25 protein-coding genes and 1 pseudogene are annotated in these 24,895 nt (G+C 67.9%); 16 read left to right on the top strand and 10 right to left on the bottom strand.

What is annotated here, in order from left to right; all coding sequences use genetic code 11:
- Position 1 precedes the first annotated feature (1 nt).
- Positions 2–1,297: a cytochrome P450 gene (locus MAA44156_RS16480; RefSeq protein WP_009975086.1), complete on the bottom strand. Its 1,296-nt coding sequence runs from the start codon at positions 1,295–1,297 to the stop codon at positions 2–4.
- Between the two features lie 193 nt (positions 1,298–1,490).
- On the opposite strand from MAA44156_RS16480, the gene MAA44156_RS16475 reads away from it, so the two are divergent.
- A complete protein-coding gene (locus MAA44156_RS16475; protein WP_023869698.1) occupies positions 1,491–2,228 on the top strand; it encodes a TetR/AcrR family transcriptional regulator in 738 nt (245 codons plus the stop codon).
- Here MAA44156_RS16475 and MAA44156_RS16470 read toward each other — a convergent pair.
- Together MAA44156_RS16470 and MAA44156_RS16465 are read right to left on the bottom strand one after the other, a co-directional pair.
- Positions 2,144–2,512: an Rv2576c family protein gene (locus MAA44156_RS16470; RefSeq protein WP_016705571.1), complete on the bottom strand. Its 369-nt coding sequence runs from the start codon at positions 2,510–2,512 to the stop codon at positions 2,144–2,146. The two genes, MAA44156_RS16475 and MAA44156_RS16470, sit on opposite strands and share 85 nt — an antisense overlap.
- Positions 2,513–2,583: 71 nt before the next feature.
- Positions 2,584–3,339, bottom strand: coding sequence for an enoyl-CoA hydratase/isomerase family protein (locus MAA44156_RS16465; protein ID WP_003872949.1), 756 nt, complete (start codon positions 3,337–3,339; stop codon positions 2,584–2,586).
- A 108-nt stretch (positions 3,340–3,447) separates the two neighbouring features.
- On the opposite strand from MAA44156_RS16465, the gene MAA44156_RS16460 reads away from it, so the two are divergent.
- From MAA44156_RS16460 to MAA44156_RS16440, 5 genes are all read left to right on the top strand, one after another.
- A complete protein-coding gene (locus tag MAA44156_RS16460) occupies positions 3,448–3,867 on the top strand; it encodes a lipoprotein LpqH (protein WP_003872947.1) in 420 nt (139 codons plus the stop codon).
- An 89-nt stretch (positions 3,868–3,956) separates the two neighbouring features.
- On the top strand, positions 3,957–5,147 hold the full coding sequence (locus MAA44156_RS16455; RefSeq protein ID WP_009975090.1) for an amidohydrolase family protein: 1,191 nt from the start codon (positions 3,957–3,959) through the stop codon (positions 5,145–5,147).
- 23 nt (positions 5,148–5,170) lie between these two features.
- The gene (locus tag MAA44156_RS16450) at positions 5,171–6,574 is read left to right on the top strand and encodes a FadD3 family acyl-CoA ligase (protein ID WP_029248383.1); all 1,404 of its coding nucleotides are present in this window, start codon (positions 5,171–5,173) and stop codon (positions 6,572–6,574) included.
- Positions 6,571–7,197, top strand: a complete 627-nt coding sequence (locus tag MAA44156_RS16445; protein WP_009975092.1) for a hypothetical protein — start codon at positions 6,571–6,573, stop codon at positions 7,195–7,197. Before MAA44156_RS16450 ends, MAA44156_RS16445 begins: the two co-directional genes overlap by 4 nt.
- A gap of 10 nt (positions 7,198–7,207) precedes the next feature.
- Positions 7,208–7,393, top strand: coding sequence for a (2Fe-2S)-binding protein (locus MAA44156_RS16440; protein WP_003872942.1), 186 nt, complete (start codon positions 7,208–7,210; stop codon positions 7,391–7,393).
- Here the strand turns inward: MAA44156_RS16440 and MAA44156_RS16435 are convergent.
- Positions 7,390–9,075 (bottom strand): alpha-keto acid decarboxylase family protein, encoded by a 1,686-nt coding sequence (locus tag MAA44156_RS16435; protein ID WP_009975093.1) that lies wholly within the window; start codon positions 9,073–9,075, stop codon positions 7,390–7,392. The two genes, MAA44156_RS16440 and MAA44156_RS16435, sit on opposite strands and share 4 nt — an antisense overlap.
- A gap of 65 nt (positions 9,076–9,140) precedes the next feature.
- Here MAA44156_RS16435 and MAA44156_RS16430 point away from each other — a divergent pair.
- The 4 genes and pseudogenes from MAA44156_RS16430 (at position 9,141) to MAA44156_RS16415 (ending at position 11,652) form a co-directional block, all read left to right on the top strand.
- Positions 9,141–9,583: pseudogene (locus MAA44156_RS16430) on the top strand (SRPBCC family protein).
- A 5-nt stretch (positions 9,584–9,588) separates the two neighbouring features.
- Positions 9,589–10,668 carry a CaiB/BaiF CoA transferase family protein gene (locus tag MAA44156_RS16425; protein WP_009975094.1) on the top strand — a complete coding sequence of 360 codons (1,080 nt, stop codon included), beginning with the start codon at positions 9,589–9,591 and terminating at the stop codon, positions 10,666–10,668.
- A gap of 57 nt (positions 10,669–10,725) precedes the next feature.
- Entirely contained in the window at positions 10,726–11,190 is a 465-nt protein-coding gene (locus MAA44156_RS16420) for an SRPBCC family protein (RefSeq protein ID WP_023869691.1), read from the top strand.
- Between the two features lie 6 nt (positions 11,191–11,196).
- Positions 11,197–11,652 carry an SRPBCC family protein gene (locus MAA44156_RS16415; protein ID WP_009975097.1) on the top strand — a complete coding sequence of 152 codons (456 nt, stop codon included), beginning with the start codon at positions 11,197–11,199 and terminating at the stop codon, positions 11,650–11,652.
- Between the two features lies 1 nt (position 11,653).
- Here MAA44156_RS16415 and MAA44156_RS16410 read toward each other — a convergent pair whose 3' ends face one another.
- Complete coding sequence (locus tag MAA44156_RS16410) at positions 11,654–12,835, bottom strand: pyridoxal phosphate-dependent aminotransferase (protein ID WP_009975098.1); 1,182 nt, start codon at positions 12,833–12,835, stop codon at positions 11,654–11,656.
- A gap of 422 nt (positions 12,836–13,257) precedes the next feature.
- Between MAA44156_RS16410 and MAA44156_RS16405 the strand changes: the two genes are divergently transcribed.
- Complete coding sequence (locus MAA44156_RS16405; protein ID WP_009975099.1) at positions 13,258–14,469, top strand: acetyl-CoA C-acetyltransferase; 1,212 nt, start codon at positions 13,258–13,260, stop codon at positions 14,467–14,469.
- A gap of 4 nt (positions 14,470–14,473) precedes the next feature.
- Positions 14,474–16,621 (top strand): 3-hydroxyacyl-CoA dehydrogenase NAD-binding domain-containing protein, encoded by a 2,148-nt coding sequence (locus tag MAA44156_RS16400; protein ID WP_009975102.1) that lies wholly within the window; start codon positions 14,474–14,476, stop codon positions 16,619–16,621.
- A 77-nt stretch (positions 16,622–16,698) separates the two neighbouring features.
- On the opposite strand, the gene MAA44156_RS16395 is transcribed toward MAA44156_RS16400, so the two are convergent.
- From MAA44156_RS16395 to MAA44156_RS16385, 3 genes are read right to left on the bottom strand one after another with little or no spacing between them, the layout of a single operon-like run.
- Positions 16,699–17,301: a class I SAM-dependent methyltransferase gene (locus MAA44156_RS16395; protein ID WP_009975104.1), complete on the bottom strand. Its 603-nt coding sequence runs from the start codon at positions 17,299–17,301 to the stop codon at positions 16,699–16,701.
- Between the two features lie 49 nt (positions 17,302–17,350).
- Positions 17,351–18,211: an LLM class F420-dependent oxidoreductase gene (locus MAA44156_RS16390; RefSeq protein ID WP_009975105.1), complete on the bottom strand. Its 861-nt coding sequence runs from the start codon at positions 18,209–18,211 to the stop codon at positions 17,351–17,353.
- A 31-nt stretch (positions 18,212–18,242) separates the two neighbouring features.
- Positions 18,243–19,451, bottom strand: coding sequence for an FAD-dependent monooxygenase (locus MAA44156_RS16385; RefSeq protein ID WP_029248384.1), 1,209 nt, complete (start codon positions 19,449–19,451; stop codon positions 18,243–18,245).
- A 79-nt stretch (positions 19,452–19,530) separates the two neighbouring features.
- On the opposite strand from MAA44156_RS16385, the gene MAA44156_RS16380 reads away from it, so the two are divergent.
- Complete coding sequence (locus MAA44156_RS16380; protein WP_023880313.1) at positions 19,531–20,079, top strand: TetR/AcrR family transcriptional regulator; 549 nt, start codon at positions 19,531–19,533, stop codon at positions 20,077–20,079.
- Between the two features lie 41 nt (positions 20,080–20,120).
- On the top strand, positions 20,121–21,113 hold the full coding sequence (locus tag MAA44156_RS16375; protein ID WP_009975109.1) for an LLM class F420-dependent oxidoreductase: 993 nt from the start codon (positions 20,121–20,123) through the stop codon (positions 21,111–21,113).
- A 25-nt stretch (positions 21,114–21,138) separates the two neighbouring features.
- Here the strand turns inward: MAA44156_RS16375 and MAA44156_RS16370 are convergent, their stop codons facing one another.
- Complete coding sequence (locus tag MAA44156_RS16370) at positions 21,139–21,432, bottom strand: putative quinol monooxygenase (RefSeq protein WP_009975111.1); 294 nt, start codon at positions 21,430–21,432, stop codon at positions 21,139–21,141.
- A 151-nt stretch (positions 21,433–21,583) separates the two neighbouring features.
- On the opposite strand from MAA44156_RS16370, the gene MAA44156_RS16365 reads away from it, so the two are divergent.
- A complete protein-coding gene (locus MAA44156_RS16365) occupies positions 21,584–21,997 on the top strand; it encodes a Zn-ribbon domain-containing OB-fold protein (protein WP_009975112.1) in 414 nt (137 codons plus the stop codon).
- A gap of 11 nt (positions 21,998–22,008) precedes the next feature.
- Complete coding sequence (locus MAA44156_RS16360; RefSeq protein ID WP_009975113.1) at positions 22,009–23,154, top strand: thiolase family protein; 1,146 nt, start codon at positions 22,009–22,011, stop codon at positions 23,152–23,154.
- An 87-nt stretch (positions 23,155–23,241) separates the two neighbouring features.
- Here the strand turns inward: MAA44156_RS16360 and MAA44156_RS16355 are convergent, their stop codons facing one another.
- Positions 23,242–24,891 (bottom strand): DNA repair helicase XPB, encoded by a 1,650-nt coding sequence (locus MAA44156_RS16355; protein WP_009975114.1) that lies wholly within the window; start codon positions 24,889–24,891, stop codon positions 23,242–23,244.
- Positions 24,892–24,895 lie beyond the last annotated feature (4 nt).

Raw genomic sequence — 24,895 nt, 5'->3', positions numbered from 1 at the left:
TTCAGCCCACCGGCGCGACGGCGTCCGCGGTGGTGAACGTCAGGTGCAGTTCGCTCAACCCCCGCAAGATGTAGGTCGGCTCGTAGGTGTAGCGGCGGTCGCCGGCCGGACCGTGGTGAGTTTCGTTGATCTCGATGTGCGGCATCCGGTCCAGGATGCGCTCGATCGACACCCGTCCCTCGACCCGGGCCAGCGGCCCGCCCGGACAGGAGTGGACGCCACGGGCGAACGCCATGTGTTCGCGAACGTTCTTGCGCCGCAAGTCGAATTCGTGTGGGTTCTCGAACCGGCGCGGGTCGCGGTTGGCGGCCCCGGGCAGGATCATCACCACCGTGCCGGCGGGGATGTCGACGCCGCCGATGGCGGTCGCCCTGCGCGCCAAGCGGGAATCGCTTTTCACCGGGCTCTCCATCCGCAGTGACTCCTCGATGAATGCGGGGATGAGGCTGCGGTCCTCCCGAAGCTGTTGCTGGATGTCGGGCCGGTCGCCGAGCACTTGCAGGGCCGCGCTGAGCAGCTTGGCGGTGGTCTCCTGACCGGCGGCGAACAGGAACGTCGCCGAGCGGACGACCTCGATGACCGGGGGCGTGGATCCGTCCGGATATTTCGCCTCCGCCAGGAAGGTCAGCACGTCCGCGCGCGGCTCGCGCCGCCGCTCCTCGATGTAGTTGCAGAACTTGTCGTCGAGCCATTCCAGCGGGTTGATGCCGACCGTCTCGTGGTCCAGGGCGCCCACCCGCGCGCCGGGACGGTCGGCGCCCAAGACGGTGCGGAACTGGGTGTGGTCTTCCTCGGGCACGCCGAGCAGGTCGGCAATCACCAAGGTGGCGAACGGCTTTGAGTATTCGGCGATGAACTCGCATTCACCGTTGTGTAGGAACTCGTCGAGCTGGCGGTCGGCGAGGCGCCACATGAACTCCTCGTTTTGCTTCAGCCGGCTCGGGGTCAGCAGTTTGGCCAGCACCGAACGGGCCTTGGTGTGCTCCGGCGGATCCATGGTGACCATGTGCTCGAACATCGGGAACGAACTGCGGTGCGCATCGATCTGGGCGCTGATGTCGTCGCCTTCGGGCGTGAAGGGCAGCGGCGGGAAGGGCCCGCCGAGGGCGACGATGTTGGAGAACGTCTCCGGGTCCTTGTAGACCTCGGTGGCCTCTTCGTAGCCGGTGATCGCGACGACGCCGTAGTGCGGCAGCCGCAGCACCGGGTTCTGGCTGCGCAGGTAGTCGAAGTACGGGTGCGGATCTGGGACCAGCGACGGATCGGTGAAGAAGTCGATCGAGTCGAAATTGCTCATCGGAGTGCGTCCCCCTGGGCTGGGTTTTACCGGTGGTGTTCGGCGGCAAGCCGTACCGCCGCCCGATTGCGAGATCGAAAATGTGCTGAGCACCTGCTTAGCATGGCGGTAATGTCAGGGTCAAGATCGCAACGCCGCGCCACGATACGATCCGTGGGGTCGGCAGGGATGGCACACAGTACGGAGCAGGGACATGACATCGGCCTCTTCGGGAGCCTCGTCCGGGGCCTCTTCGGGAGCCCGCAGGATCGGGGCGCCGGACGCGAAAAACCGTGGTCTGCTGCTCGATGCCGCCGAGCGGTTGATGCTCGAAGAGGGTTATGCGGCGGTGACTTCGCGGCGCCTGGCGAGCCGGGCGGGATTGAAACCTCAACTGGTGCACTACTACTTCCGCACCATGGAGGAGTTGTTCCTCGAGGTTTTCCGCCGCCGTGCCGAGGAAGGCCTTGCGGTGCAGGCGCAAGCGCTGCAGTCCGATCAGCCGTTGTGGGCGGTGTGGCGGTTCGGCACGGATCCCGCCTTCACCCAGATATCGATGGAATTCATGGCGCTGGCCAACCACCGTAAAGACATGCGGGCCGAAATCGCTTACTACGCAGAACGTTTCCGCGACGAACAACAACGGGCGGTGGCCGCCGCGCTGGAGCGTTACGGGGTGCAGAACAGGGACGTGCCGCCGGTGGTGTGGACCGTGCTGATGACCAGCTTGTCCCGCTTCCTGGTGCTCGAGCAGGCGATCGGCATGTCGAGCGGGCACGCCGAAACCGTGCAGCTGGTCGAGAGTTACCTGCGCCGGCTGGAAGGTGAGCCGAAGCCGATCGCGGGTGTGCCGTCGTCCTGGACGGTTCACCAGGGCCGGATCGAGCAGAGCACGCCCTTGGGGCCGTCCTTGGATACCACGACGGCTCCGTCGACCGTCAGATCGCAGTGAAGCCCCGGCGTGCCGGGTTCGGTGCCCGTGCTGGCCACGACCATCGCGTACACCTCGGGCTTGGACAGATCCAGCTCGTAGCTCCACGGCTTGCCCGGCGCGAGGTCGACGTCGACGTGCGGCGTGAACGAATAGGGGTTGTGGCTGTAGTCGGCGAAAATGGCCGGCTCATGGTCCAGGTAATAGATGCTGGTGTAGATCGGGTTCTGTGCGGTGACGGTGTATTTGACGTGGTGCATGACCGGCGGGTCGTCGGCATGCGCCCGTCCGGCGCCCACCAGCACACCCGATGCCACTAACAGAGAAGTCAGCGACGCGACGGACCCGACGCCCATGGCCGTCCTCGGATTGATGGTCATGACGCTCCTCCGGCTGCCGGGCGAGGTTTGGTGTTGCGGGCCATGACCCGTTCCGCGGCCTGCCAGTGCGGGTCGGCAACCCATAGCCGTGCAAAGGATGCTATCGCCTCCTCGGGAGAAACCCCGCGGATTACCCGCTTTATCTCGGCCGCCGGGCGGCGCGCCAACGACCGCGCGATCGACCGCCAGCCCTGCTCCGCCGAGTCGAAGACGTCGCGCGGCAACACCCGGTCCACCAGGCCGATTCGTTCGGCCTCGACCGCGTCGAGCGCGGTTCCCGAACCGGCCAGCAGCAGCGCCCTGCTCTGTCCGACCAGCGCGGCCAGCCGCTCAGCTCCGCCCCAGGCCGGCATGATCTCCAGCGCCACTTGGTTGAAGGCGATCTTGATGTCGTCGGCCGCCACCCGAATATCGGCGGCGACGGCGACCTCGGCGCCGCCGCCGAAGGCATGGCCGTTGAGGGCGGCAACGACGGGCGCGGGGAAGTCGGCCAGCTGGTCGCAGATGGCCCGCATCCGTCGGGCCATCGCCGCGGCATCCTCCTCGGTGCGCAGCGCGCTCAGCTCCTTGAGATCACCGCCGGACACGAAAGCGCGGTCGCCGGCGCCCGTGATCACCAGCGCCTGCGCGCCCGCGGCCGCGTCGAGCGCCTTCTCCAGTTGGTCCATGGTGTCCAGCGCGATGGCGTTGCGCGCATGCGGGCGATCGATGGTGAGCACCGCCAGCCCATCGTCGATCTCGAGGTCCACCATGCGTTGTCGCTCCTTGGCACCGGCCCGATATTGGCATTCTCTTTTCGCGAGAATAACATCATCGCTGCAGGCCCAGGAACTTTCATCGGCGAGGCGGGAGGTGACTCGGTGCGGAACCGATTCGTGGCGGCCGGCGCGGCCCTCACCGTCGCCCTGCTGGGAGCATGCACGTCGCGGCCACCGGCCCAGCTCTCCAGCACGGCATCGGTGACCGTCGACGGCAAGGACCGAAACTTCCACATCGTCACCTGCCGGCAGTTGGAGTGGAGACGCATGATCGACATCGGGGCCGACTTCTCCGGCGCCAAGGTGGCCGTCGACGAAAACGCGCAGCCGCCGGTCGTCGAGTCCGTGCACATCCAGAACTTGAGTGGTTTCAGCGGCATGTACTCGCGGGGTGGCAGCGGAAGCGCCGACATGAGCATGACGGGAGACAAGTTCACCATCAGCGGCACCGCTGACGGCTACAAGACCGACAAACCCAGTGAACCGGCCACGGCCACCTTCAAGATCGTCGTGACCTGCTGACCTCGCCGAATCGTCGTCCCAGCGGGGGCCACGTTGCGGTTGGGCACCTGTAGAGAATACAATTCTCGCAAATTGCGAAGGAGGATTTCATGGGGCAACTGTCTCACCGGGAAGACGTCCCGTTTCCGATCTTTGACGCGGACAACCATCTCTACGAGCCGCCGGAAGCGCTGACCAAGTTCCTGCCCAAGGAGTACAAGGACTTCGTCCAGTACGTGCAGATCAACGGGCGCACCAAGATCGCGCTGCGCGGCGTGATCAGCAACTACATTCCCAACCCGACCTTCGAGGTCGTCGCCCGCCCGGGCGCCTGGGAGGAGTACTTCAAATACGGCAACCCCGAGGGCAAGAGCAAGCGCGAGCTGTTCGGTGAGCCGATGCGCGCGATCCCGGCCTTCTTCGAGCCCGGCCCGCGCCTGGAGAAGATGAACGAGCTGGGCCTGGACCGCACCCTGATGTTCCCGACGCTGGCCAGCCTGATCGAGGAGCGGCTGCGCGACGACCCGGTCGCCATCCACGTCCTCATCCACGCGCTGAACCAGTGGCTCGACGAGGTGTGGGGCTTCAACTACCAGAACCGGATCTTCACTACCCCGGTCATCACCCTGCCGATCGTGGAGAAGGCGATCGAGGAGCTGGAGTGGGTGGTCAAGCGGGGCGCCCGCGCCATCCTGGTCCGCCCGGCGCCGGTCCCCGGCTTCCGCGGGCCCCGGTCGTTCGCGCTGCCCGAGTTCGACCCGTTCTGGGAGCGCGTCGTCGAGTACGACGTGCTGGTCGGCATGCACTCCTCCGACAGCGGCTACTCCCGCTACACCTCCGAGTGGGACGGCGCCGACCAGGAGATGCTGCCGTTCCAGACCAACGCCATGGGCATCCTCAACGAGTGGCGGCCGATCCAGGACTCGGTGGCGTCGTGGGTGATCCACGGCGCGCTCTACCGTCACCCGAAGCTGAAGGTGGCGATCGTCGAGGCCGGTTCGAAGTGGATGACGCCGTTGCTGGACGGGCTGGCCGAGGTCTTCCGGAAAGCCCCAGAGGCCTTCCCCAGCGACCCCGTCGAGATGGTCAAGAACCGCATCCACGTCAGCCCGTTCTTCGAGGACGGCATCGACGACCTGGTCAACCTGGTCGGCGTGGATCAGGTCCTGTACGGCTCGGACTGGCCGCACCCTGAAGGGCTGGCGGAGCCGACCTACTACGTCAACGCGCTGTCGCACCTGCCCGTCGAGGACCAGGCCAAGATCATGGGCGGCAACCTCGGTCGACTCGTCACGGTGTGAGTTCGTGGCAGACCATCCCCGAGATGGTCTTGAGCGCGGCGGACCGCTTCGGCGACGCGGAAGCAGTCGTCGACGGTCCGCTGCGCTTGACTTTCCAGCAGGTTGTCGAGCGAATACGTTGCGCCGCAGGTGCTTTCGCTGAGCTCGGCGTCGAAAAGGGTGATCGCGTCGCGGTGTGGGCGCCCAATTCGGCCGAGTGGATCATCGCGGCGTTCGGATTGCTCACCGCGGGCGGCGTGCTGGTGCCGGTCAACACCCGGTTCAAGACCGAGGAGGCCGCCGACATCATCGTCCGGGCCAGGGTCAAGGCCGTATTGGTCCAAAAGGGTTTCCTCGGACAGGATTACGCCGCGCCGGCGGGGATCCCGGTCATCGACATCAAGTCCGACTTCCTGTCCAGCGGCTCCCCGTTCTCGCGGCCGGTGAACGGCACCGACATCTCCGACATCATCTTCACCACCGGCACGACCGGCCGCCCGAAGGGCGCCATGATGAACCATCGCCAGACGCTGCGGATGTACGACGAGTGGGCGACGCTGGCGGATCTGCGCGAGGGTGACCGCTACCTGCAGATCAACCCCTACTTCCACACCTTCGGTCTGAAGGCCGGGCTCATCACGTCGTTTCTGCGCGGCGCGACGATGCTGCCGGTCCCGGTGTTCGACGTCGACACGGTGGTGGATCTCATTGAACGAGAACGCATTACGATGCTACCCGGCCCGCCGACGTTGTACCACTCGTTGCTGACCGTGCCGGACAAGTCCAAGCTGGCGACGTTGCGGGCCGGCGTGACCGGCGCCGCCGACATCCCCGTCGAACTCGTCCGTCGCATCCACGACGAGCTGCCGTTCCAGACGCTGATGACCGGCTACGGACTGACCGAGGCCGGAAACGTGACATTGTCGCGGCCCGGCGATTCCTTCGAGGACGTGGCGACCACCGCGGGCGTGCCGTGCGAGGGGGTCGAGGTGCGCATCGCCGACGACGGCGAGGTGCTGGTGCGCGGCTACGGCGTGATGCAGGGCTACCTCGACGATCCCGCCGGCACGGCCGAGGCGATCGACGCCGACGGCTGGCTGCACACCGGGGACCTGGGCACCTTCACCGAGACCGGGCGGCTGCGCATCGTCGGGCGCAAGAAGGACATGTTCATCGTCGGCGGCTTCAACGCCTACCCCGCCGAGATCGAGGGCTTCCTGCTCAACCACCCGGCCGTCGCGCAGGCCGCCGTGATCGGCGTGCCCGACGAACGGATGGGCCAGGTGGGCAAGGCATTCGTGGTGGCGAACGCCGAGGTGTCCGAAAGTGACTTGCTGGCGTGGTGTCGAGATCGGATGGCAGGATTCAAAGTGCCAAGGACCGTCGAGTTTCTCGACGCGTTGCCGCTCAACGCCACCGGGAAAGTCATGAAAGACCAACTCCGTTGAACAACGGCGATATTCATTCGATGGTGATCGCGTCCGATTACCGGGTGCCGGATCCGACCCGGGTGTGGCCGCTGCTGGAACGCAACAAGGCGGCGCTCGCCGATATCGGCGCGCACCATGTGCTCGTCTACACCTCGACGCACGACTACGGCCGGGTGCTGGTGATGATCGGCGTGCACAGCCGGGAGCCGATCGTCGAACTGCTGCGGTCGCGGGTGTTCTTCGACTGGTTCGGCGAGGCCGGCGTCGACGATATCCCCGCGGTGTTCGCCGGCGAGATCGTCGACCGGTTCATCACCCAACCGCCGACGAACCCGCGGGCGCCCGGCGTCGTGGTGGCCGCGATCGCCTCGGTCAACGACGTCACCCTGCTGACCTCCGAAGTCAGTTCCGCCATCGACAGATTCGCCCAAGCCGGCATCCGGAAGACCTGGGTGTTCCAGGCCTTCGACGACGACCATGAAGTGCTGATCCTGCAGGAGTTCCCCGACGAGGACAGCGCGCGGGAGTGGATCGACCATCCCGACGCCGCGGCCCAATGGATGTCCGGGGCGGGTATCGGCGCCTACCCGCCCCTGTTCGTGGGCCGCTTCTTCGACATGATGCGTATCGGGGCGGACTGAGGATCCGCCGGTGTTCGTGTGCCTGTGCAACGGGGTCACCAGCCAGACCGTGACCGAGGCCGTGCAGTGCGGCGCGTCGACCACCAACGAAGTCGCCCGGGCATGCGGAGCCGGCGCCGATTGCGGCCGCTGCCGGCGCACCGTGCAGGCCATCCTGCGATCCTCGTCCGGCAATCGAACGCCGAACTCGATCTAGCGGCGCGGGCTGCCGTCCGGTGAGGTCGGTCGCACGAGTTCGACCAGCAGGCGCGGGATCTCGAGCCGTGGCAGCACCACCTCGACCAGCACCATCCGGTCTTGGTGCCGCGCCGCGGCGGTCAACGCGTCATCGAGTTCGCCGTAGGTCTGCACCCGGAACGCCAGGTGATCGGTGACGCCCAACGCGTTGGGGACCTCCGTCCACTTCCACCCGACGATGTCGTTGTAGGGCGCCGTCTCGCCGTGGATCGCCCGCTCGACGGTGTAGCCGTCGTTGTTGACCACCACGATGACGGGGGAAAGCCCTTCGCGGGCAAAGGTGCCGAGCTCTTGGACGGTCAACTGCGCGGCGCCGTCCCCGATCAGCAACACCGTCCGGCGGTCCGGGTGCGCCACCGCCGCGCCGAGCGCGGCGGGCAGCGTGTAACCGATTGAGCCCCAAAGCGGTTGGCCGATGAAGGTGACTCCCTGCGGCAACCGGTGGTCTGCCATGCCGTAGAAGGAGGTGCCCTGGTCGGCCAGCACCACGTTGCCCGGTGTGAGGGCCGTGCACACCCGGTCCCACACCATCTTCTGGGTCAGCGGTTGCTCGCGGGGTGGGGGCGGCGGCAGCGGCTCGGCCGGCGGCGAGGCCACCGGCGGCGAGGAGACCCCGCGCCGTGTGAGGATCGCGGTCAGCGCCTGAAGCGCTTCGCCCATCTCCAACGGCGCGAACACCTCTCCGGCCACACTGCTTTGGTACTGGCCGACGTCGATGGTCCGGGCCGGGTCGATCCGCTGGCTGAAGAAGCCGCTGACCATGTCGGTGAACACCACCCCGGCGGTGACCAATACGGGTGCCTCTTCGATCGCGGTGCGCACCGCCGGCGCGCTGGCCGAGCCCGCGTAGATGCCCAGGAAGTTCGGTGAGCTCTCGTCGAGCAGACTCTTGCCCCACATTAGCGTGGCGTGCGGCACCACGTCGGCCGCCAGCAGCGCCTCGAGCTCCTTGATCGCCTGCAGCCGGTGCACCAGCAGGTCGGCCAGCACGGTGATCCGGTGCTCGCCGATGAGTGCCGCGGCGGCGTCGGTGAACATCGCCAGTGCGCGGGGGCTGGTACCGCCGGTGTAGCGGGGCAGCGCAGCCTCGGGTGGCTCGGTGGGGAAGCGGGCCACGTCGGTGGACAGCAGAATGTAGCCGGGTCGCTTCTGCTCGCGCACCTCCGACAGCACCCGGTCGATCTCTCTGCGCGCCGTCGCGGGCATGAGATTTGCTTGAGCGCAAGTGATTTCGCGGCTGACTCGGAAGAAGTGCTCGAAGTCCCCGTCGCCCAGCGAATGGTGCAGCGCGCGTCTGGTGCCCTGCGCGTCTTTCGACGGGCCGCCGACGATGTGCACCACCGGCACCTGCTCGGCGTAACTGCCCGCCACCGCGTTGGCCGCAGACAGCTCGCCGACCCCGAATGTCGTTACCAGCGCCGACATTCCGCGCAGCCGGCCGTATCCGTCTGCGGCGTAGCCGGCGTTGAGCTCGTTGGCGTTGCCGACCCAGCGCAGCCTGGGGTGGGCGACGATGTGGTCGAGGAACTCGAGGTTGTAATCACCCGGGACGCCGAAGATCTCCGAGACGCCGAGTTCGGCGAGGCGGTCCAACAGGTAGTCACCGACGGTGTATGCGGGTTCGGTCGCAGCATCAGTCACAGGCACGACGGTACGCTCGGTCGAATCCCGTCCGGGCGCGACGCCGTCCCAGTATCGTGCGGGCCATGGCACTGAAAGAATCCCGCGACATCGTCATCGAAGCCAGTCCGGAGGAGATTCTGGACGTCATCGCCGATTTCGAATCGATGCCGCAATGGTCGGAGCCGCACCAGAGCGCCGAGGTCCTGGCGACCGGCGCGACGGGCGACCCAGCCAGGTCAGGATGAAGGTCAAGGTCGCCGGGATCACCGACGAGCAGGTCGTCGCCTATACGTGGGCGGACAACGTGGTGAGCTGGACGCTGGTCAGCTCGTCGCAGCAGAAGGCGCAGGACGGGAAGTACACCCTGGTGCCGCAGGGCGACGCGACGCTGGTCAAGTTCGAGCTTGTCGCGGACCCGAACGTGCCGCTGCCGGGGTTCGTGCTCAAGCGCGCCGTGAAGGGCACCATCGATTCCGCGACCAAGGCGCTGCGTCAGCGGGTGCTCGAGGTGAAGAAGGGGAAGTAGACGCGGTGAGCAGCGGAGGGCCGCTGGCCGGGGTGAGGGTCATCGAATTGGGCGGCATCGGCCCGGGGCCACATGCGGGGATGGTGCTCGCCGATCTGGGGGCCGACGTGGTGCGGGTGCGCCGGCCCGGCGTGGCGGCCATGCCGTCGGAGGACCGCGATCTGCTGCACCGCGGCAAGCGGATCGTCGACCTGGACGTCAAAGCCCGACCGCGGGCGCTGCTGGATCTGGCCGCCAAAGCCGATGTGCTGCTGGACTGTTTCCGCCCCGGCACCTGCGAGCGACTCGGCATCGGTCCCGACGACTGCGCGGCCGTCAACCCGCGGCTGATCTTCGCGCGCATCACCGGCTGGGGGCAGCACGGGCCGCTGGCGCAGACGGCCGGCCACGACATCAACTATCTGTCGCAGACCGGCGTGCTGTCGGCGCTGGGCCACGCCGACCGTCCGCCGCTCCCGCCGCTGAACCTGGTCGCCGACTTCGGCGGCGGCTCGATGCTGGTGCTGCTCGGCATCACCGCCGCGCTCTACGAACGGGAACGCTCCGGCCGCGGGCAGGTGATCGACGCGGCGATGGTGGACGGGGTCAGCCTGCTGGCCCAGATGATGTGGACGATGAAGTCCACTGGCGCACTGCGCGACCGGCGCGAATCGTTCCTGCTCGACGGCGGCGCCCCGTTCTACGGCTGCTACGAGACCGCCGACGGCAAGTACGTCGCCGTCGGCGCCATCGAGCCGCAATTCTTCGCGGCGTTGCTCGACGGGCTTGGCCTGTCACCGGAGGAGGTGCCCGGCCAGCTCGACCGGGATTCCTACCCACGGATGCGCGAGGTCTTCACCCAGCGGTTCGCCGCCCGAACCCGTGACGAATGGGCGCGAGTGTTCGCCGGCACCGACGCGTGCGTCACCCCGGTGCTGACGTGGAGTGAGGCGGCCGCGAGCGAGCACCTGCGGGCGCGGTCCACGGTGATCACCGCCCACGGCGTCGACCAGGCCGCGCCCGCCCCCCGCTTTTCGCACACCCGCGCCGGGCCGGTCGGACGACCGCCCGCGACAACCACGCCGCTGGACGAAATCAACTGGTAGAACGCCGGTTACGTCGAACCGTTCCGCACCCGCAGCGGCGTTGCTAAGTTCATCTCAGTGGCCGTAAAAGCATCACGCGAATTCGTCGTCAACGCGCCGCCAGAAGTGGTCATGGAGGCGCTGACAGATGTCGGCGTCCTGTCGTCGTGGTCACCGCTGCACAAACACATCGAGGTGATCGACCGCTATCCCGACGGTCGGCCGCACCACGTCAAGACCACCATCAAGATCCTGGGGCTGGTCGACAAGGAGATCCTGGAATATCACTGGGGTCCCGACTGGGTGGTCTACGACGCCAAAGGCACCTCGCAGCAACACGGTCAGCACGTCGAGTACAACCTCAAACCCGAGGGCGTCGGCCAGACCCGGGTCCGCTTCGACGTCACCGTCGAACCCGGCCGCCCCATGCCCGCGTTCATCGTCAGGCGGGCGAGCGAGAACGTCCTCGACGCCGCGATGAAGGGATTGCAGGAATTGGTGATGCGCGCCAACGATTTGAGGGATTCGGGGGAGGCGGAATAGTCGGCCGTGGCCGTGCAAGCGTCGTCGGAAATCGTCATCGACGCGCCTCCGGAGGTGATCATGGAGGCGCTCGCCGACATGGACGCGGTGCCGTCGTGGTCGTCGGTGCACAAGCGGGTCGAGGTCATCGACAAGCATCCCGACGGCAGGCCGCACCACGTGCGGGTCACGATCACGGTGGTCGGAATCCATGACACCGAACTGCTCGAATACCACTGGGGCCCCGACTGGATGGTGTGGGACGCCGACAGGACGGCCCAGCAACACGGTCAGCACGGCGAGTACAACCTGAGCCGGCTCGGCGACGACAAGACCCGGGTGCGCTTCACCATCACGGTCGAACCGTGGGTGCCGCTACCGGAGTTCTGGGTCAGGCGGGCCCGCAAGAAGATCCTGCACGCCGCGCTGGAGGGGCTGCGCAAGCGGGTGATGGTGCCGGAGGCGTTCGGCCGGGCTGACTGACTTAGCCGGTGCCGCGCAGCGCGGCCAGCCGCCGGATCGCCTCGTCGAGGGTGTCGTCGCGTTTACAGAAGGTGAAGCGCACCAAGTGATTCCACACGTCGGCCGGCCCGTGCGCTCCGGCCGGGTCGCAGAACGGCGACAACGGGATCGCGGCGACCCCCACCTTCTCCGGCAGCGCCGCGCAGAACGCCACGCTGTCGTCGTAGCCCAGCGGGCGCGGATCGGCGCACAGGAAATAGGTGCCGGCGCTGTCGTGCACCTCGAACCCGATGTCGATCAGTCCGGCGGCCAGCCGGTCTCGGCGGGCCCGCAGGCGGTCGCGCAGATCAGCCACCCAGGCGTCCTGCGTCTCCAACGCCAACGCCACCGCCGGCTGGAACGGAGCACCCCCGACATAGCTCAGGTACTGCTTGGCGGCGCGCACTCCGGCGATGAGATGTGCTGGGCCGCAAGCCCATCCGATCTTCCAGCCGGTGCAGTTGAACATCTTGGCCGCGCTGGAGATGGTGATCGTGCGCTCGGCCATGCCGTCGAAGCCGGCCAGCGGCAGATGCCGGTGGTCGTCGAAGACCAGATGCTCGTACACCTCGTCGGTGATCACCAGCAGGTCGGACTCCACCGCGACCTCGGCGATGGCCGCCAGTTCGGCGGCACCGAGCACCGTGCCGGTCGGATTGTGCGGCGAGTTGACGATCAGCGCGCGGGTGCGCGGCGTCACCGCCCGCCGCAGTGCGTCGGCGTCCAGGGCGAAGCCGCGGCCGTGGGGGACCAGCGGCACCGCGACCCGCTGGGCGGAGGCCATCGCGATCACCGGCGAGTAGGAGTCGTAGAACGGCTCGATGAGCAGGACCTCGGAGCCGGGTTCGACCAGGCCGATCACCGCCGAGGCGATCGCCTCGGTGGCCCCGACCGTCACCAGCACCTCGGTGTCGGGGTCGTACTCGATGCCGTAGCGGCGGTGTCGCTGGGCCGCGATGGCATGCCGCAGCGGGGCGATCCCGATCCCGGGCGGGTATTGGTTGACGCCGTCGGCGATCGCCTCCTGGGCGGCCTTGAGCATCTCCGCGGGCCCGTCCTCGTCGGGAAAGCCCTGACCGAGGTTCACCGCCTCCACCCGCGCGGCCAGCGCCGACATCTCGGCGAACACCGTGGTGGCGTACGGGCGCAGTCGCGAGACCGTCATGGTGGTCGAGCTTAGGCCCGGCGGGTCGCCGCCCGCCGCTTCCCCGGCGCGCGGCTCTCCTTGCGAGCGTCTCTCCCCGGCGCGCGGCTCTCCTCGGCGCGCGGCTCTCCTCGGCGAGCGTCTCTCCCCGGCGCGCGTCTCTCCCCGGCGAGCGTGAAGCTAGTTTCACGCTCGGCGCCGAGCGTGAAGTTAGTTTCACGCTCGGCGGGAAACAGCCCCAGCGGGCCGGCGCCTGGGCCTCGGCGGGAAAGAGCCCGGCCGGCGCCTGGGCCTCGGCGGGAAAGAGCCAAGGCCTCGCTGACCTGCGCGGAAGTGCCCAACCAACAGGTTGGACGGGGGCCCTGTTAGGGTGGGGCCGGAACCTTGTCTTGAAGACGGATTCGCACCCTATTCGCCAGAACAGGCCAGAACAGGAAGTCGTCATGTCCGAAGAAGCTTTTATCTACGAAGCCATCCGCACACCGCGGGGCAAGCAGAAGAACGGCTCGCTGACCGAGGTGAAGCCGCTCAACCTGGTGGTAGGCCTGGTCGACGAGCTGCGCCGGCGCTACCCCGACCTGGACGAGACGCTGATCAGCGACATGATTCTGGGCGTCGTCTCGCCGGTCGGCGACCAGGGCGGCGACATCGCCCGCACCGCGGTGCTGGCCGCCGGCCTGCCCGAGACCACCGGCGGCGTGCAGCTCAACCGGTTCTGCGCCTCGGGCCTCGAGGCCGTCAACACCGCCGCCCAGAAGGTGCGCTCCGGCTGGGACGACCTGGTGCTGGCCGGCGGTGTGGAGTCGATGAGCCGGGTCCCGATGGGCTCCGACGGCGGCGCCTGGGCCACCGACCCGGAGACCAACTACCGGATCGGCTTCGTGCCGCAGGGCATCGGCGCCGATTTGATCGCCACCCTCGAGGGCTTCTCCCGCGAGGACGTCGACGCCTACGCGCTGCGCAGCCAGCAGAAGGCCGCCGCCGCCTGGTCGGGCGGCTACTTCGCCAAGTCGGTGGTGCCGGTGCGTGACCAGAACGGTCTGGTCATCCTCGACCACGACGAGCACATGCGGCCCGACACCACGATGGAGGGCCTGGCCAAGCTGAAGACCGCGTTCGACGGTGTCGGCGAGATGGGCGGCTTCGACGACGTGGCGCTGCAGAAGTACCACTGGGTCGAAAAGATCAACCACGTCCACACCGGCGGCAACAGCTCGGGCATCGTCGACGGCGCTGCGCTGGTGCTGGTCGGCAGCGAAAAGGCCGGCAAGTCGCAGGGCTTGACCCCGCGGGCCCGCATCGTGGCCACCGCGACCAGCGGCTCGGACCCGGTCATCATGCTCACCGGCCCCACCCCGGCCACCCGCAAGGTGCTCGACCGGGCCGGCCTGACGATCGACGACATCGATCTGTTCGAACTGAACGAGGCGTTCGCGTCGGTGGTGCTGAAGTTCCAGAAGGACCTCAACATTCCCGACGAGAAGCTCAACGTCAACGGCGGCGCCATCGCGATGGGCCACCCGCTGGGCGCCACCGGCGCCATGATCACCGGCACCATGGTCGACGAGCTCGAGCGCCGCAACGCGCGTCGCGCCCTGATCACGCTGTGCATCGGCGGCGGCATGGGTGTCGCCACCATCATCGAGAGGGTTTAAGACCATGGCAGAGAACACCATCAAGTGGGACAAGGACGCCGACGGCATCGTCACGCTGACGCTCGACGACCCGACCGGGTCGGCCAATGTGATGAACGAGCACTACAAGGAATCGATGCACAACGCCGTCGAACGCCTTGTGGCAGAGAAGGATTCGATCACCGGTGTGGTGATCACCAGCGCCAAGAAGACGTTCTTCGCCGGCGGTGACCTCAAGAGCATGATCAACCTCGGCCCGGAGAACGCCGGTGAGGCGTTCGACACCGTCGAGGCGGTCAAGCGCGACCTGCGCGCGCTGGAGACGCTCGGCAAGCCGGTGGTGGCCGCCATCAACGGCGCGGCGCTGGGCGGCGGGCTGGAGATCGCGCTGGCCTGTCACCACCGGATCGCCGCGGACGTCAAGGGGCTGGTCGTCGGCCTGCCCGAGGTGACCCTGGGCCTGCTGCCCGGCGGCGGCGGGGTGACCCGCACCGTGCGGATGTTCGGCATCCAGAACGCGTTCATGAACATCCTGAGCCAGGGCACCCGGTTCAAGCCGGACAAGGCCAAGGAGATCGGCCTGGTCGACGAGCTGGTCGGCAGCGTCGAGGAACTGGTGCCCGCCGCCAAGGCGTGGATCAAGGCCAACCCCGACGCCCACGAACAGCCTTGGGACAAAAAGGGTTACAAGATGCCCGGCGGCACCCCGTCCAGCCCCGCGCTGGCCGGCATCCTGCCGTCGTTCCCGGCGCTGCTCAAGAAGCAGCTCAAGGGCGCCCCGATGCCCGCACCGCGTGCCATCCTGGACGCGGCCGTCGAGGGCGCTCAGGTGGACTTCGATACCGCCAGTCGCATCGAGAGCCGCTACTTCACCCAGCTGGTCACCGGCCAGGTCGCCAAGAACATGATCCAGGCGTTCTTCTTCGACCTGCAGCACATCAACGGCGGCGGCTCCCGCCCCGAGGGCATCGAGCCGGTCAAGATCAACAAGATCGGTGTGCTCGGCGCGGGCATGATGGGCGCCGGCATCGCCTACGTCTCGGCCAAGGCCGGCTTCGACGTGGTGCTCAAGGACGTCAGCCTCGAGGCCGCCCAGAAGGGCAAGGGCTACTCGGAAAAGCTTGAGGCCAAAGCACTTCAGCGGGGCAAGACCACCGAGGAGAAGAGCAAGTCGCTGCTGGACCGCATCACCCCGACGGCCGACGCCGCCGACTTCAAGGGCGTCGACTTCGTGATCGAGGCGGTGTTCGAGAACCAGGAACTCAAGCACAAGGTCTTCCAGGAGATCGAGGACATCGTCGAGCCCAACGCGCTGCTCGGCTCCAACACCTCGACGCTGCCGATCACCGGTCTGGCCACCGGTGTCAAGCGGCAGGAGGACTTCATCGGGATCCACTTCTTCTCCCCGGTCGACAAGATGCCGCTGGTCGAAATCATCAAGGGCGAGAAGACTTCCGACGAGGCGCTGGCCCGCGTGTTCGACTACACGCTGGCCATCGGCAAGACCCCGATCGTGGTCAACGACAGCCGCGGCTTCTTCACCAGCCGCGTCATCGGCACCTTCGTCAACGAGGCGCTGGCCATGCTCGGTGAGGGCGTGGCGCCGGCCAGCATCGAGCACGCCGGCTCGCAAGCCGGCTACCCGTCGCCGCCGCTGCAGCTGTCCGACGAGCTCAACCTGGAGCTGATGCACAAGATCGCCGTCGCCACCCGCAAGGGCATCGAGGACGCCGGCGGCACCTACGAGCCGCACCCTGCCGAGGCGGTCGTCGAGAAGATGATCGAGATCGGCCGGCCGTCGCGGTTGAAGGGCGCCGGCTTCTACGAGTACGTGGACGGCAAGCGCACCCGCTTGTGGCCCGGCCTGCAGGAGACGTTCAACTCCGGCAGCACCAGTATTCCGTTGCAGGACATGATCGATCGGATGCTGTTCGCCGAGGCGCTGGAGACGCAGAAGTGCCTGGACGAGGGGGTGCTCACCTCCACCGCCGACGCCAACATCGGCTCGATCATGGGCATCGGCTTCCCGCCGTACACCGGTGGTAGCGCGCAGTTCATCGTCGGCTACTCCGGTGCCGGCGGGACCGGCAAGGAGGCCTTCGTGGCCCGGGCCAAGGAGCTGGCCGCCCGCTACGGCGACCGCTTCCTGCCGCCGGCGTCGCTCACCAGCTAGCGCACCACCTAGCGCGAAAAGACGCAAAAGTCCCCCAAAACACCGGGTTTTGGGGGACTTTCGCGTCTGCTCGCCGGCTACCGGCGCTGGAACAGGTAGTAGCGCGCCGGGGTCTTCTCGGCGCCGTCCAGCTCGCGTTCGGGCCCGGCCGCCAGCAGCGTCCAGTCGGCCGTGAACCGGCGTTGCATTTCGGCGTCCTCGACGCCGCGCACCCCGAACCGCCCGCCCGGCACGAACGCGACGATCAGCAGCCGGGCCTGCGGCGCGGCCACCCCGGTGACCTCCCGGACATAGGCGTCGCGGTCGGCGTCGCTCATGTTGTGCAGGCAGCCGTTGTCCACGATCAATTCGAAGCCCGTGCCGATGCCGGCCTGGCCCAGCCGCGTCACGTCGGCCTGCACGAAGTCGACCGCGGCGCCGGCCGCGCCGGCCTTGGCCCGCGCCCGCTCGAGGGGCTTGGCGACGAAGTCGACGGCGGTGACGTTCCAGCCGTGCTGGGCCAGATAGATCGCGCAGTCACCGGTGCCGCACCCGATTTCCAGGGCCTTCCCGGCGGGAAGGGCCGCGGCGTCGCCGGTGCCCTCGACCAGATCGCGCAGGCTCTGCGCCAGCGGATGACCGTCCCACGGGGTGAAGCCGATGCGGTAAAAGATCCGGAACAGCGTCTGTTTGGAAGCCATAGACCACCCTAGGCCCGATCGGCACGGCCGGTCATCGGCTGTCCGGAAGTTATCGGGAGGCGGCGGCGATGCGCCGCCATTCCTCTCGCGGGAATGCCGTCGGGTCGGCCAGCAGCACCTGGACGCAGACATGGTCGGCACCGGCCGAACGATGCTCGGCCACCCGGCGCATGACGGCCTCTTCATCGCCCCAGGCGATGATCGCGTTGAAGAGCCGATCGCTCACCTGGGACAGATCGTCTTCGGAGAAGCCGCTGCGCAGCAGGTTGTTGGCGTAGTTGGGCAGCGCCAAATAGGCGCGCAGCCAATCGGTTCCGATCCGGCGCGCCTCCTCGGCGCTGTCGGTCAGGATCACCGTCTGTTCCGGCAGCAGCAGCGGGCCGTGCCCCAAAGTCGCACGGGCGGAAGCGGTGTGGTCGGGGGTGACCAGGTAGGGGTGGGCCCCACCGGCCCGGCTGGCGGACAGCTTCAGCATCTTGGGGCCGAGGGCGGCCAGCACCCGCCGCTCGATGGGAACGGGTCGCGGCGCGCCGTCCAATCCGTCCAGGAACCTCGCCGTGGCGGCCAGCGGTTTGCGGTAGCGCCCCGGCTGGCCGGCATCGATCAGCGGTGCGTGGCTGACGCCGATTCCCAGCAGGAAGCGGTCTCCGTGCTCGGCGGTCAGCGCGGCGTAGGACTCGGCGACCTCGGCCGGCGAGTGCATCCACAGGTTCAGGATCCCGGTGGCGATCACTGTCCGCTTGGTGGCCCCCAGCAGATGGCCCACCGCATCGAACACCGGCCCGCCGACATCGGGTATCCATAGCGCCGGGAAGCCCAGTTCGTCGAGTTCCGCTGCGGTGTCGGCGGATTCGGCGGGATCGCCGTAGCGCAGCTGGCTGCTCCAGATTCCAACACCGGTCAGTTCCACGAGCGGTCACCTTTCGTCGCACACCATGTTGTCAGACGTCGCTGCCGGCGTAGTCGGGCACCGGCATCGAATCGTGCATCCGGACGCCCTTGGTGTTGAGCTTGGCCAGCGCCCGGGCCAACGACGTCGGCATCGCCGAGACCAGTTGGGCGCCACGGGTTAACGCCCACACCCCGGCGCGGGAACCGGGAATGACGCCGCGGGCGGCGGCGCGGGCAAAGGATCGGCTGCGCCGCACCGATTCGCGCATCTGCAGTTCGTAGGCGGCGAAGGCGCGCAGGTGGTCGCCGTCGGCCCGGGCGAGCTCGCCCGCCAGCACGTAGGCGCCCAGCACGGCCAGGCTGGTGCTGCCGCCCACCGCCGGGCCCGGGCAGTATCCGGCGTCGCCCACCAGGGTGACCCGCCGGCGCGACCACCGGTCGGTGCGCAGTTGGGTGATCGAGTCGAAGTAGAAGGTCGGGGTGCGTTCGGTTTCGGCCAGCCACCCGTCCACCTCGTCGTGCATCCCCGCGAACGCCTCGCGCAGCAACTCCTTCTGCCGCGCCGTATCGCGGTGGTCGTAGGCCAATTCCGCTGCGCTGCGGAACAAGAACACCGCCCGGGCGTCGTCCAGATGGTCGGCGGTGTAGATCCCGGCGAAGCGGCCGACACCGACGTGGCCGACCATCTCGCCGGGCCCGACCAGCGTCTTGGGCGCCGACACCACCGACAGGTAGCCGCCCAGGAAGCGCGTCAGGCCGGCCTCGTCGCCGAAGGTCAGGCGGCGGACATTGGAGTGCAGCCCGTCGGCGCCCACGACGACGTCGAATGTGCTTGGCGCGCAATGCTCGAACGTCACGGTCCCGTCGGGCTCGATGGCGGTGATCGAGTCGCCGAACAGATACTCGACGTCGTCGCGGGCGGCGTCGTAATAGACCTCGCTGAGGTCGTCGCGCATGATCTCCACGTGCCGGTCCGAACTGGCCGCGTAGATCTTGGTCAGGTCGATCCGGCTGGGCTGGGGCCGGCCCTCGCGATACAGCGTCAGCCGGGTCGTTCCGGTGGCCAGGTCCTCGATGCGGGGCAGGACGCCCATCTTCGCCGAAATCTCCATGGCGGGGCGGAACAGGTCGACGGCATGGCCGCCGGTCTTGCGCAGCGTGGGCGCGCGCTCGACGACGGTGACCTCGAAGCCGTAACGGGTCAGCCAGTAGGCCAGCACCGGGCCGGCGATGCTGGCGCCCGAGATGAGTATCCGCATGGCCACCTCCCGGATTTACTTAACGTTCGGTAAGCCTAGCATCCGGTTTACTTATCGGTAAGTCAGTTAAGCTGGTGGGGTGGGCAGGCCCCGGTCGGACACCCGAGAGCGCATCCAACAGGTCGCTCGAGAACTGTTTTCCCAACGCGGGGTGCAGCGCACCAGCCTGCAGGACATCGCCGACCGGCTGGGCATCACCAAACCCGCGCTGTACTACCACTTTCCGTCACGCGAGGACCTGGTGCGCAGCATCCTGGTGCCGCTGATCGAGGAGGGTGAGCGGTTCGTCGTCGAGCATGAGAGCCGCGAGCACACCGAGGCGCGCGAGTTGCTGGAGGGCTATTTCGACTTCCACTACCGGCACCGCCGCGACCTGGTGCTGCTGTTGACCGAGTTGTCCACGCTGATCGACCTCGACCTGATCGACACCGTGCTGGCGTGGCGGGAACGGCTGGCCAGGCTGGTGTTCGGCAAGAAACCCACGCTCGCCCAATCCACGCGCGCCGTCGTCGCGTTCGGCGGGTTACAGGACTGCTGCGTGCAGTTCCCCGACGCGCCGCAGGCCGAGCTGCGCGACAAGTCGGTCGCCGCCGCGCTCGACGCGCTGGGAGAGCGGCCCCGGCAGTGAAAACCGTTGCGGTGCGGCCGGTGCGGCTAGAGTCCCGGGGTATGCGCTTTGGTCTTTTCATTCCGCAGGGCTGGCGAATGGATCTGGTCGGCATCGAACCCGACGAGCACTGGGCGGTGATGCGCGACCTGGCGCAGCGCGCGGACCGGGACGTCGGCTGGGATTCGCTGTGGGTCTACGACCACTTCCACACCGTCCCGGTGCCCACCGGAGAAGCCACCCACGAAGCGTGGTCGCTGATGGCCGCCTACGCGGCGGTGACCTCGCGGATCAAACTCGGCCAGATGTGCACGGCGATGAGCTATCGCAACCCGGTCTACCTCGCCAAGGTCGCCGCGACGGCCGACATCATCTCCGGCGGCCGGATCCAGATGGGCATCGGCGCCGGCTGGTACGAACACGAATGGCGCGCCTACGGTTACGGATTCCCCTCGGCGGGAGTGCGATTGGGCCGGCTGGACGAAGGCGTGCAGATCATGCGCGACGCCTGGCGCGACGGCAAGGTCAGCTTCAACGGCAGGCACTACCAGGTCGACGGCGCGATCGTCGCTCCTAAACCCCTGCAGGACAACGGGATTCCGCTGTGGATCGCCGGCGGCGGGGAGAAGGTGACGCTGCGCATCGCCGCGGAATACGCGCAGTACACCAACTTCACGCCCGAGTCGGCGGCGTTCGCCCACAAGTCCGAGGTGCTGGCAGCGCATTGCCGCGACGTGGGCACCGACTTCGACGCCATCGTGCGTTCGGTCAACGTCAACGCCGTCGTCGGCGCCTCGCGCGCCGATGTCGACGACCGGCTGCGACGGATCCGCGACCGCATGGCCGGCTACGTGGGCGAGTCCGCCGCCGATGCGATGATCGCCGGCACCAGCGGCGTGGACTCGGCGACGGGCACCACCGAACAGGTCATCGAGCGGCTGGCCAGGCTCCGCGACCTGGGCTGCGACTACGTCATCTGCTACTTCCCCGAGGCCGCCTACGACCGTTCCGGCATCGAGCTGTTCGAGCGGGAGATCATTCCCGCGCTGAGCTGACCGTCCGGCCGCGACGCGGCTGGGGTCAGATATCCGAGGTGACGTAGCGGGTCTTGACCGGGGGCGCGGCCAGCAGCGGCGGAAGCTGCGTCAGCTTGCCCTCGCCGGCGCGAAACGCGCGGTAGGCCTCGTCGTGTTCGACGGTCTCCCAGATCTCGTAGACGAGCCAGTGCGCCTCGTCGTCCTCGTCGACCAGCACGTCGGTGCGGACGTTGCCGTCGAACGCCCGGGTGTCCTGCAGCGCCCGGCCCATCAGCTCGCGCCCCGCGGCGACCTCGTCGGGCTTGAACCTGAGCTCGAGTATCACGGTGACCGTCATGGCGCCAACATATCGCTGCGCCGCGACGGCCCGTCGGACGGCCGACGGCAACCCTCAGGAGAATGAGGTTTCCACTTTTCGGAAAGCTGTTATACGGTTCGGTGAGCAAGCTTTGTTGGCGGATTCGTGCACGATCCTGGAGGACCCCTCGATGCAGAAGGCGCTCGCCCCCGAGATCTCTACCTGGCCCGACGAGAGCCCGCAGCTGATCGGCAGCCGGTGTGGCAGCTGCGCGGCCACCACCTTCCCGGTGCAGCAGTGGTGCCCGCGGTGCAGCTCCGGCGAGATGTCCGAGGTGTTGTTGCCGCGCCGCGGGACGCTGGTGGCCTGGACCACCCAGGGCTTCCCGCCGGGCGCCCCCTATGCGGGCCCGACCGGCAAGGACTTCGTGCCGTTCGGCGTCGGCCTGGTCCAGCTCGGTGACGTCATTCGCGTCGAGGGTCGGCTGACCGAGAACGACCCGGCCAAGCTGAAGTTCGGCCAGGAGGTCGAGCTCACCATGGTGCCGCTGACCACCGACGACGACGGCAACGAGGTCCTGACGTTCGCGTTCCAGCCCGTATAAGGAGTCCTGAGATGACCAACGACGTCGCCATCATCGGCGTGGGCCTGCACCCGTTCGGCAGGTTCGACAAGACCGCGATGCAGATGGGGGCCGAGGCCGTCCAGCTGGCCCTCGCGGATGCCGGCGTGGCCTGGAAGGACATCCAGTTCGGGTTCGGCGGCAGCTACGAAGTGTCCAACCCCGACGCGGTGACCCGGCTGGTCGGACTGACCGGCATCACGTTCACCAACGTCTTCAACGCGTGCGCCACCGCGGCCAGCGCCATCCAGCAGACCGCCGACACCATCCGGCTGGGCAAGTACGACCTGGGCATCGCGATCGGCCTGGACAAGCATCCGCGCGGCGCCTTCACCGACGACCCCGCCAAGCTGGCGCTGCCGCAGTGGTACGCCAACAACGGGCAGTTCGTCACCACCAAGTTCTTCGGGATGAAGGTCAACAAGTACATCCACGACCACAACATCTCGCAGGAGACGTTGGCGCGGGTGGCCAACAAGAATTTCCGCAACGGCGCGTTGAACCCGAATGCGTTCCGCCGCAAGGAGATTCCCGTCGACGAGATCCTCAACTCGGCCGTGCTCAACTACCCGTTGACGCAGTACATGTTCTGCGCGCCCGACGAGGGGGCCGCCGCGGTGATCATGTGCCGCGCGGACCTGGCGCACAAGTTCACCGACAAGCCGGTGTACGTGCGCGCCTGCGAGATTCGGACCCGGCGCTACGGCGCCTACGAGGTGCACGCCACGTCGGCGCCGCTGGACGAGGACGCCTCGCCGACGGTGTACGCCGCCAGGGCGGCCTATGAGGCGGCCGGGATCGGACCCGAGGACGTCGACGTCGCGCAGTTGCAGGACACCGACGCCGGCGCCGAGGTGATCCACATGGCCGAGACCGGTTTGTGCGCGGACGGCGAGCAGGAGAAGCTGCTGGCCGACGGCGCCACCGAGATCCACGGCTCGATGCCGGTCAACACCGATGGCGGGCTGATCGCCAACGGCGAGCCGATCGGCGCGTCGGGGTTGCGGCAGGTGCACGAACTGGTGCGCCAGTTGCGCGGCGAAGCGGGGGAGCGTCAGGTGCCCGGCAACCCGCGCGTCGGCCTGGCCCAGGTGTACGGCGCACCCGGCACCGCCTCGGCGACCATCCTGTCGCTCTGAACCGCCTGCCCGGCCGTCCACGAGCGTGCAGCCACCGCGAAAAATCCGCGAGAATCTCGCGCTCAGTGCACGTCCGGCGGTAAGGGATTAGATCGCCGGGCCCAGCAGGTCGTCGGCGTCGCGGATGATGTAGCCGTAGCCCTGCTCGGCCAGGAAGCGCTGCCGGTGTGCGGCGTATTCGGCGTCCAGGCTGTCGCGCGCCACCACCGAATAGAAGACGGCGCCGCCGCCGTCGGACTTGGGCCGCAACAGCCGGCCCAGCCGCTGCGCCTCCTCCTGGCGTGACCCGAAGGTGCCGGAAACCTGCACCGCCACAGCGGCTTCCGGCAGGTCGATGGAGAAGTTGGCGACCTTGGACACCACCAGGGTGTTCACCTCGCCGCGGCGGAAGGCGTCGAAGAGCTCTTCGCGTTCCTTGGTCCGGGTGGATCCCTGGATCACCGGGGCACCCAGCTGCTCACCGAGCTCGTCGAGCTGATCGAGGTACGCGCCGATCACCAGGGTCTGTTCCCCCGGATGCTTGTCCAGGATCGATTTCACCACAGCGATTTTCGTGTGCACCGTCGAGCACAGCCGGTAGCGCTCCTCGGGTTCGGCGGTGGCGTACATCATCCGCTCGTTGTCGGTCATGGTGACCCGCACCTCGACGCATTCGGCCGGCGCGATCCAGCCCTGCGCCTCGATGTCCTTCCACGGCGCGTCGTAACGCTTCGGCCCGATCAGGGAGAACACGTCGCCCTCCCGGCCGTCCTCGCGGACCAGGGTGGCGGTCAGCCCCAGGCGCCGCTTGGATTGCAGATCGGCGGTCATCCGGAACACCGGCGCCGGCAGCAGGTGCACCTCGTCGTAGATGATCAGGCCCCAGTCGCGGCTGTCGAACAGCTCCAGATGCCGGTACTCGCCCTTGGTGCGGCGGGTGATCATCTGGTAGGTCGAGATGGTGACCGGGCGAATCTCCTTGCGCTCGCCCGAGTATTCGCCGATCTCGTCCTCGGTCAGCGAGGTGCGGGTCACCAGCTCGCGCTTCCATTGCCGCGCCGCGACGATGTTGGTCACCAGGATCAGCGTCGTCGCGCCGGCTTTGGCCATCGCCGCCGCCCCCACCAGCGTCTTGCCGGCGCCGCAGGGCAGCACCACCACCCCGGAGCCGCCGGACCAGAACGAGTCGGCGGCCATCTGCTGGTAGTCGCGCAGCTGCCAGCCGTCCTCGGTCAGGCTGATCGGATGCGCCTCGCCGTCGACGTAGCCCGCGAGATCCTCTGCGGGCCAACCGATTTTGAGCAGCATCTGCTTGACGCGGCCGCGTTCGCTGGGGTGCACGACGACGGTGTCGTCGTCGATGCGGGCGCCGAGCATCGGGGCGATCTTCTTGTTGCGCAGCACCTCCTCGAGCACCGCGCGGTCCAGGCTCACCAGGGTCAGGCCGTGCGCGGGGTTCTTCACCAGCTGCAGCCGGCCGTAGCGGGCCATGGTGTCGACGATGTCGACCAGCAGCGGCTGGGGCACCGCGTAGCGGGAGAAGCTGACCAGCGCGTCGACCACCTGTTCGGCGTCGTGGCCGGCGGCCCGCGCGTTCCACAGCGCCAGCGGGGTGATCCGGTAGGTGTGCACGTGCTCGGGTGCGCGTTCCAGCTCGGCGAACGGCGCGATGGCGGCCCGCGCCGCACCGGCGAGTTCGTGGTCCACCTCGAGCAGCACCGTCTTGTCCGACTGCACGATCAACGGTCCGTCAGACATGTTC

It is taken from the genome of Mycobacterium avium subsp. avium (assembly GCF_009741445.1).
In the GTDB taxonomy this organism is placed as follows: Bacteria; Actinomycetota; Actinomycetes; order Mycobacteriales; family Mycobacteriaceae; genus Mycobacterium; species Mycobacterium avium.
Note: the sequence above shows the minus strand (reverse complement) of the source record. Positions and strands in the feature narration are given on the sequence as shown.

What these genes read in the sequence shown, in the direction of transcription:
- MAA44156_RS16480 (WP_009975086.1), bottom strand. Translation starts at nt 1,297, where the DNA reads ATGAGCAATTTCGACTCGATCGACTTCTTCACCGATCCGTCGCTGGTC.
- MAA44156_RS16475 (WP_023869698.1), top strand. Translation starts at nt 1,491, where the DNA reads ATGACATCGGCCTCTTCGGGAGCCTCGTCCGGGGCCTCTTCGGGAGCC.
- MAA44156_RS16465 (WP_003872949.1), bottom strand. Translation starts at nt 3,339, where the DNA reads ATGGTGGACCTCGAGATCGACGATGGGCTGGCGGTGCTCACCATCGAT.
- MAA44156_RS16455 (WP_009975090.1), top strand. Translation starts at nt 3,957, where the DNA reads ATGGGGCAACTGTCTCACCGGGAAGACGTCCCGTTTCCGATCTTTGAC.
- MAA44156_RS16450 (WP_029248383.1), top strand. Translation starts at nt 5,171, where the DNA reads ATGGTCTTGAGCGCGGCGGACCGCTTCGGCGACGCGGAAGCAGTCGTC.
- MAA44156_RS16410 (WP_009975098.1), bottom strand. Translation starts at nt 12,835, where the DNA reads ATGACGGTCTCGCGACTGCGCCCGTACGCCACCACGGTGTTCGCCGAG.
- MAA44156_RS16405 (WP_009975099.1), top strand. Translation starts at nt 13,258, where the DNA reads ATGTCCGAAGAAGCTTTTATCTACGAAGCCATCCGCACACCGCGGGGC.
- MAA44156_RS16400 (WP_009975102.1), top strand. Translation starts at nt 14,474, where the DNA reads ATGGCAGAGAACACCATCAAGTGGGACAAGGACGCCGACGGCATCGTC.
- MAA44156_RS16395 (WP_009975104.1), bottom strand. Translation starts at nt 17,301, where the DNA reads ATGGCTTCCAAACAGACGCTGTTCCGGATCTTTTACCGCATCGGCTTC.
- MAA44156_RS16385 (WP_029248384.1), bottom strand. Translation starts at nt 19,451, where the DNA reads ATGCGGATACTCATCTCGGGCGCCAGCATCGCCGGCCCGGTGCTGGCC.
- MAA44156_RS16375 (WP_009975109.1), top strand. Translation starts at nt 20,121, where the DNA reads ATGCGCTTTGGTCTTTTCATTCCGCAGGGCTGGCGAATGGATCTGGTC.
- MAA44156_RS16370 (WP_009975111.1), bottom strand. Translation starts at nt 21,432, where the DNA reads ATGACGGTCACCGTGATACTCGAGCTCAGGTTCAAGCCCGACGAGGTC.
- MAA44156_RS16365 (WP_009975112.1), top strand. Translation starts at nt 21,584, where the DNA reads ATGCAGAAGGCGCTCGCCCCCGAGATCTCTACCTGGCCCGACGAGAGC.
- MAA44156_RS16360 (WP_009975113.1), top strand. Translation starts at nt 22,009, where the DNA reads ATGACCAACGACGTCGCCATCATCGGCGTGGGCCTGCACCCGTTCGGC.
- MAA44156_RS16355 (WP_009975114.1), bottom strand. Translation starts at nt 24,891, where the DNA reads ATGTCTGACGGACCGTTGATCGTGCAGTCGGACAAGACGGTGCTGCTC.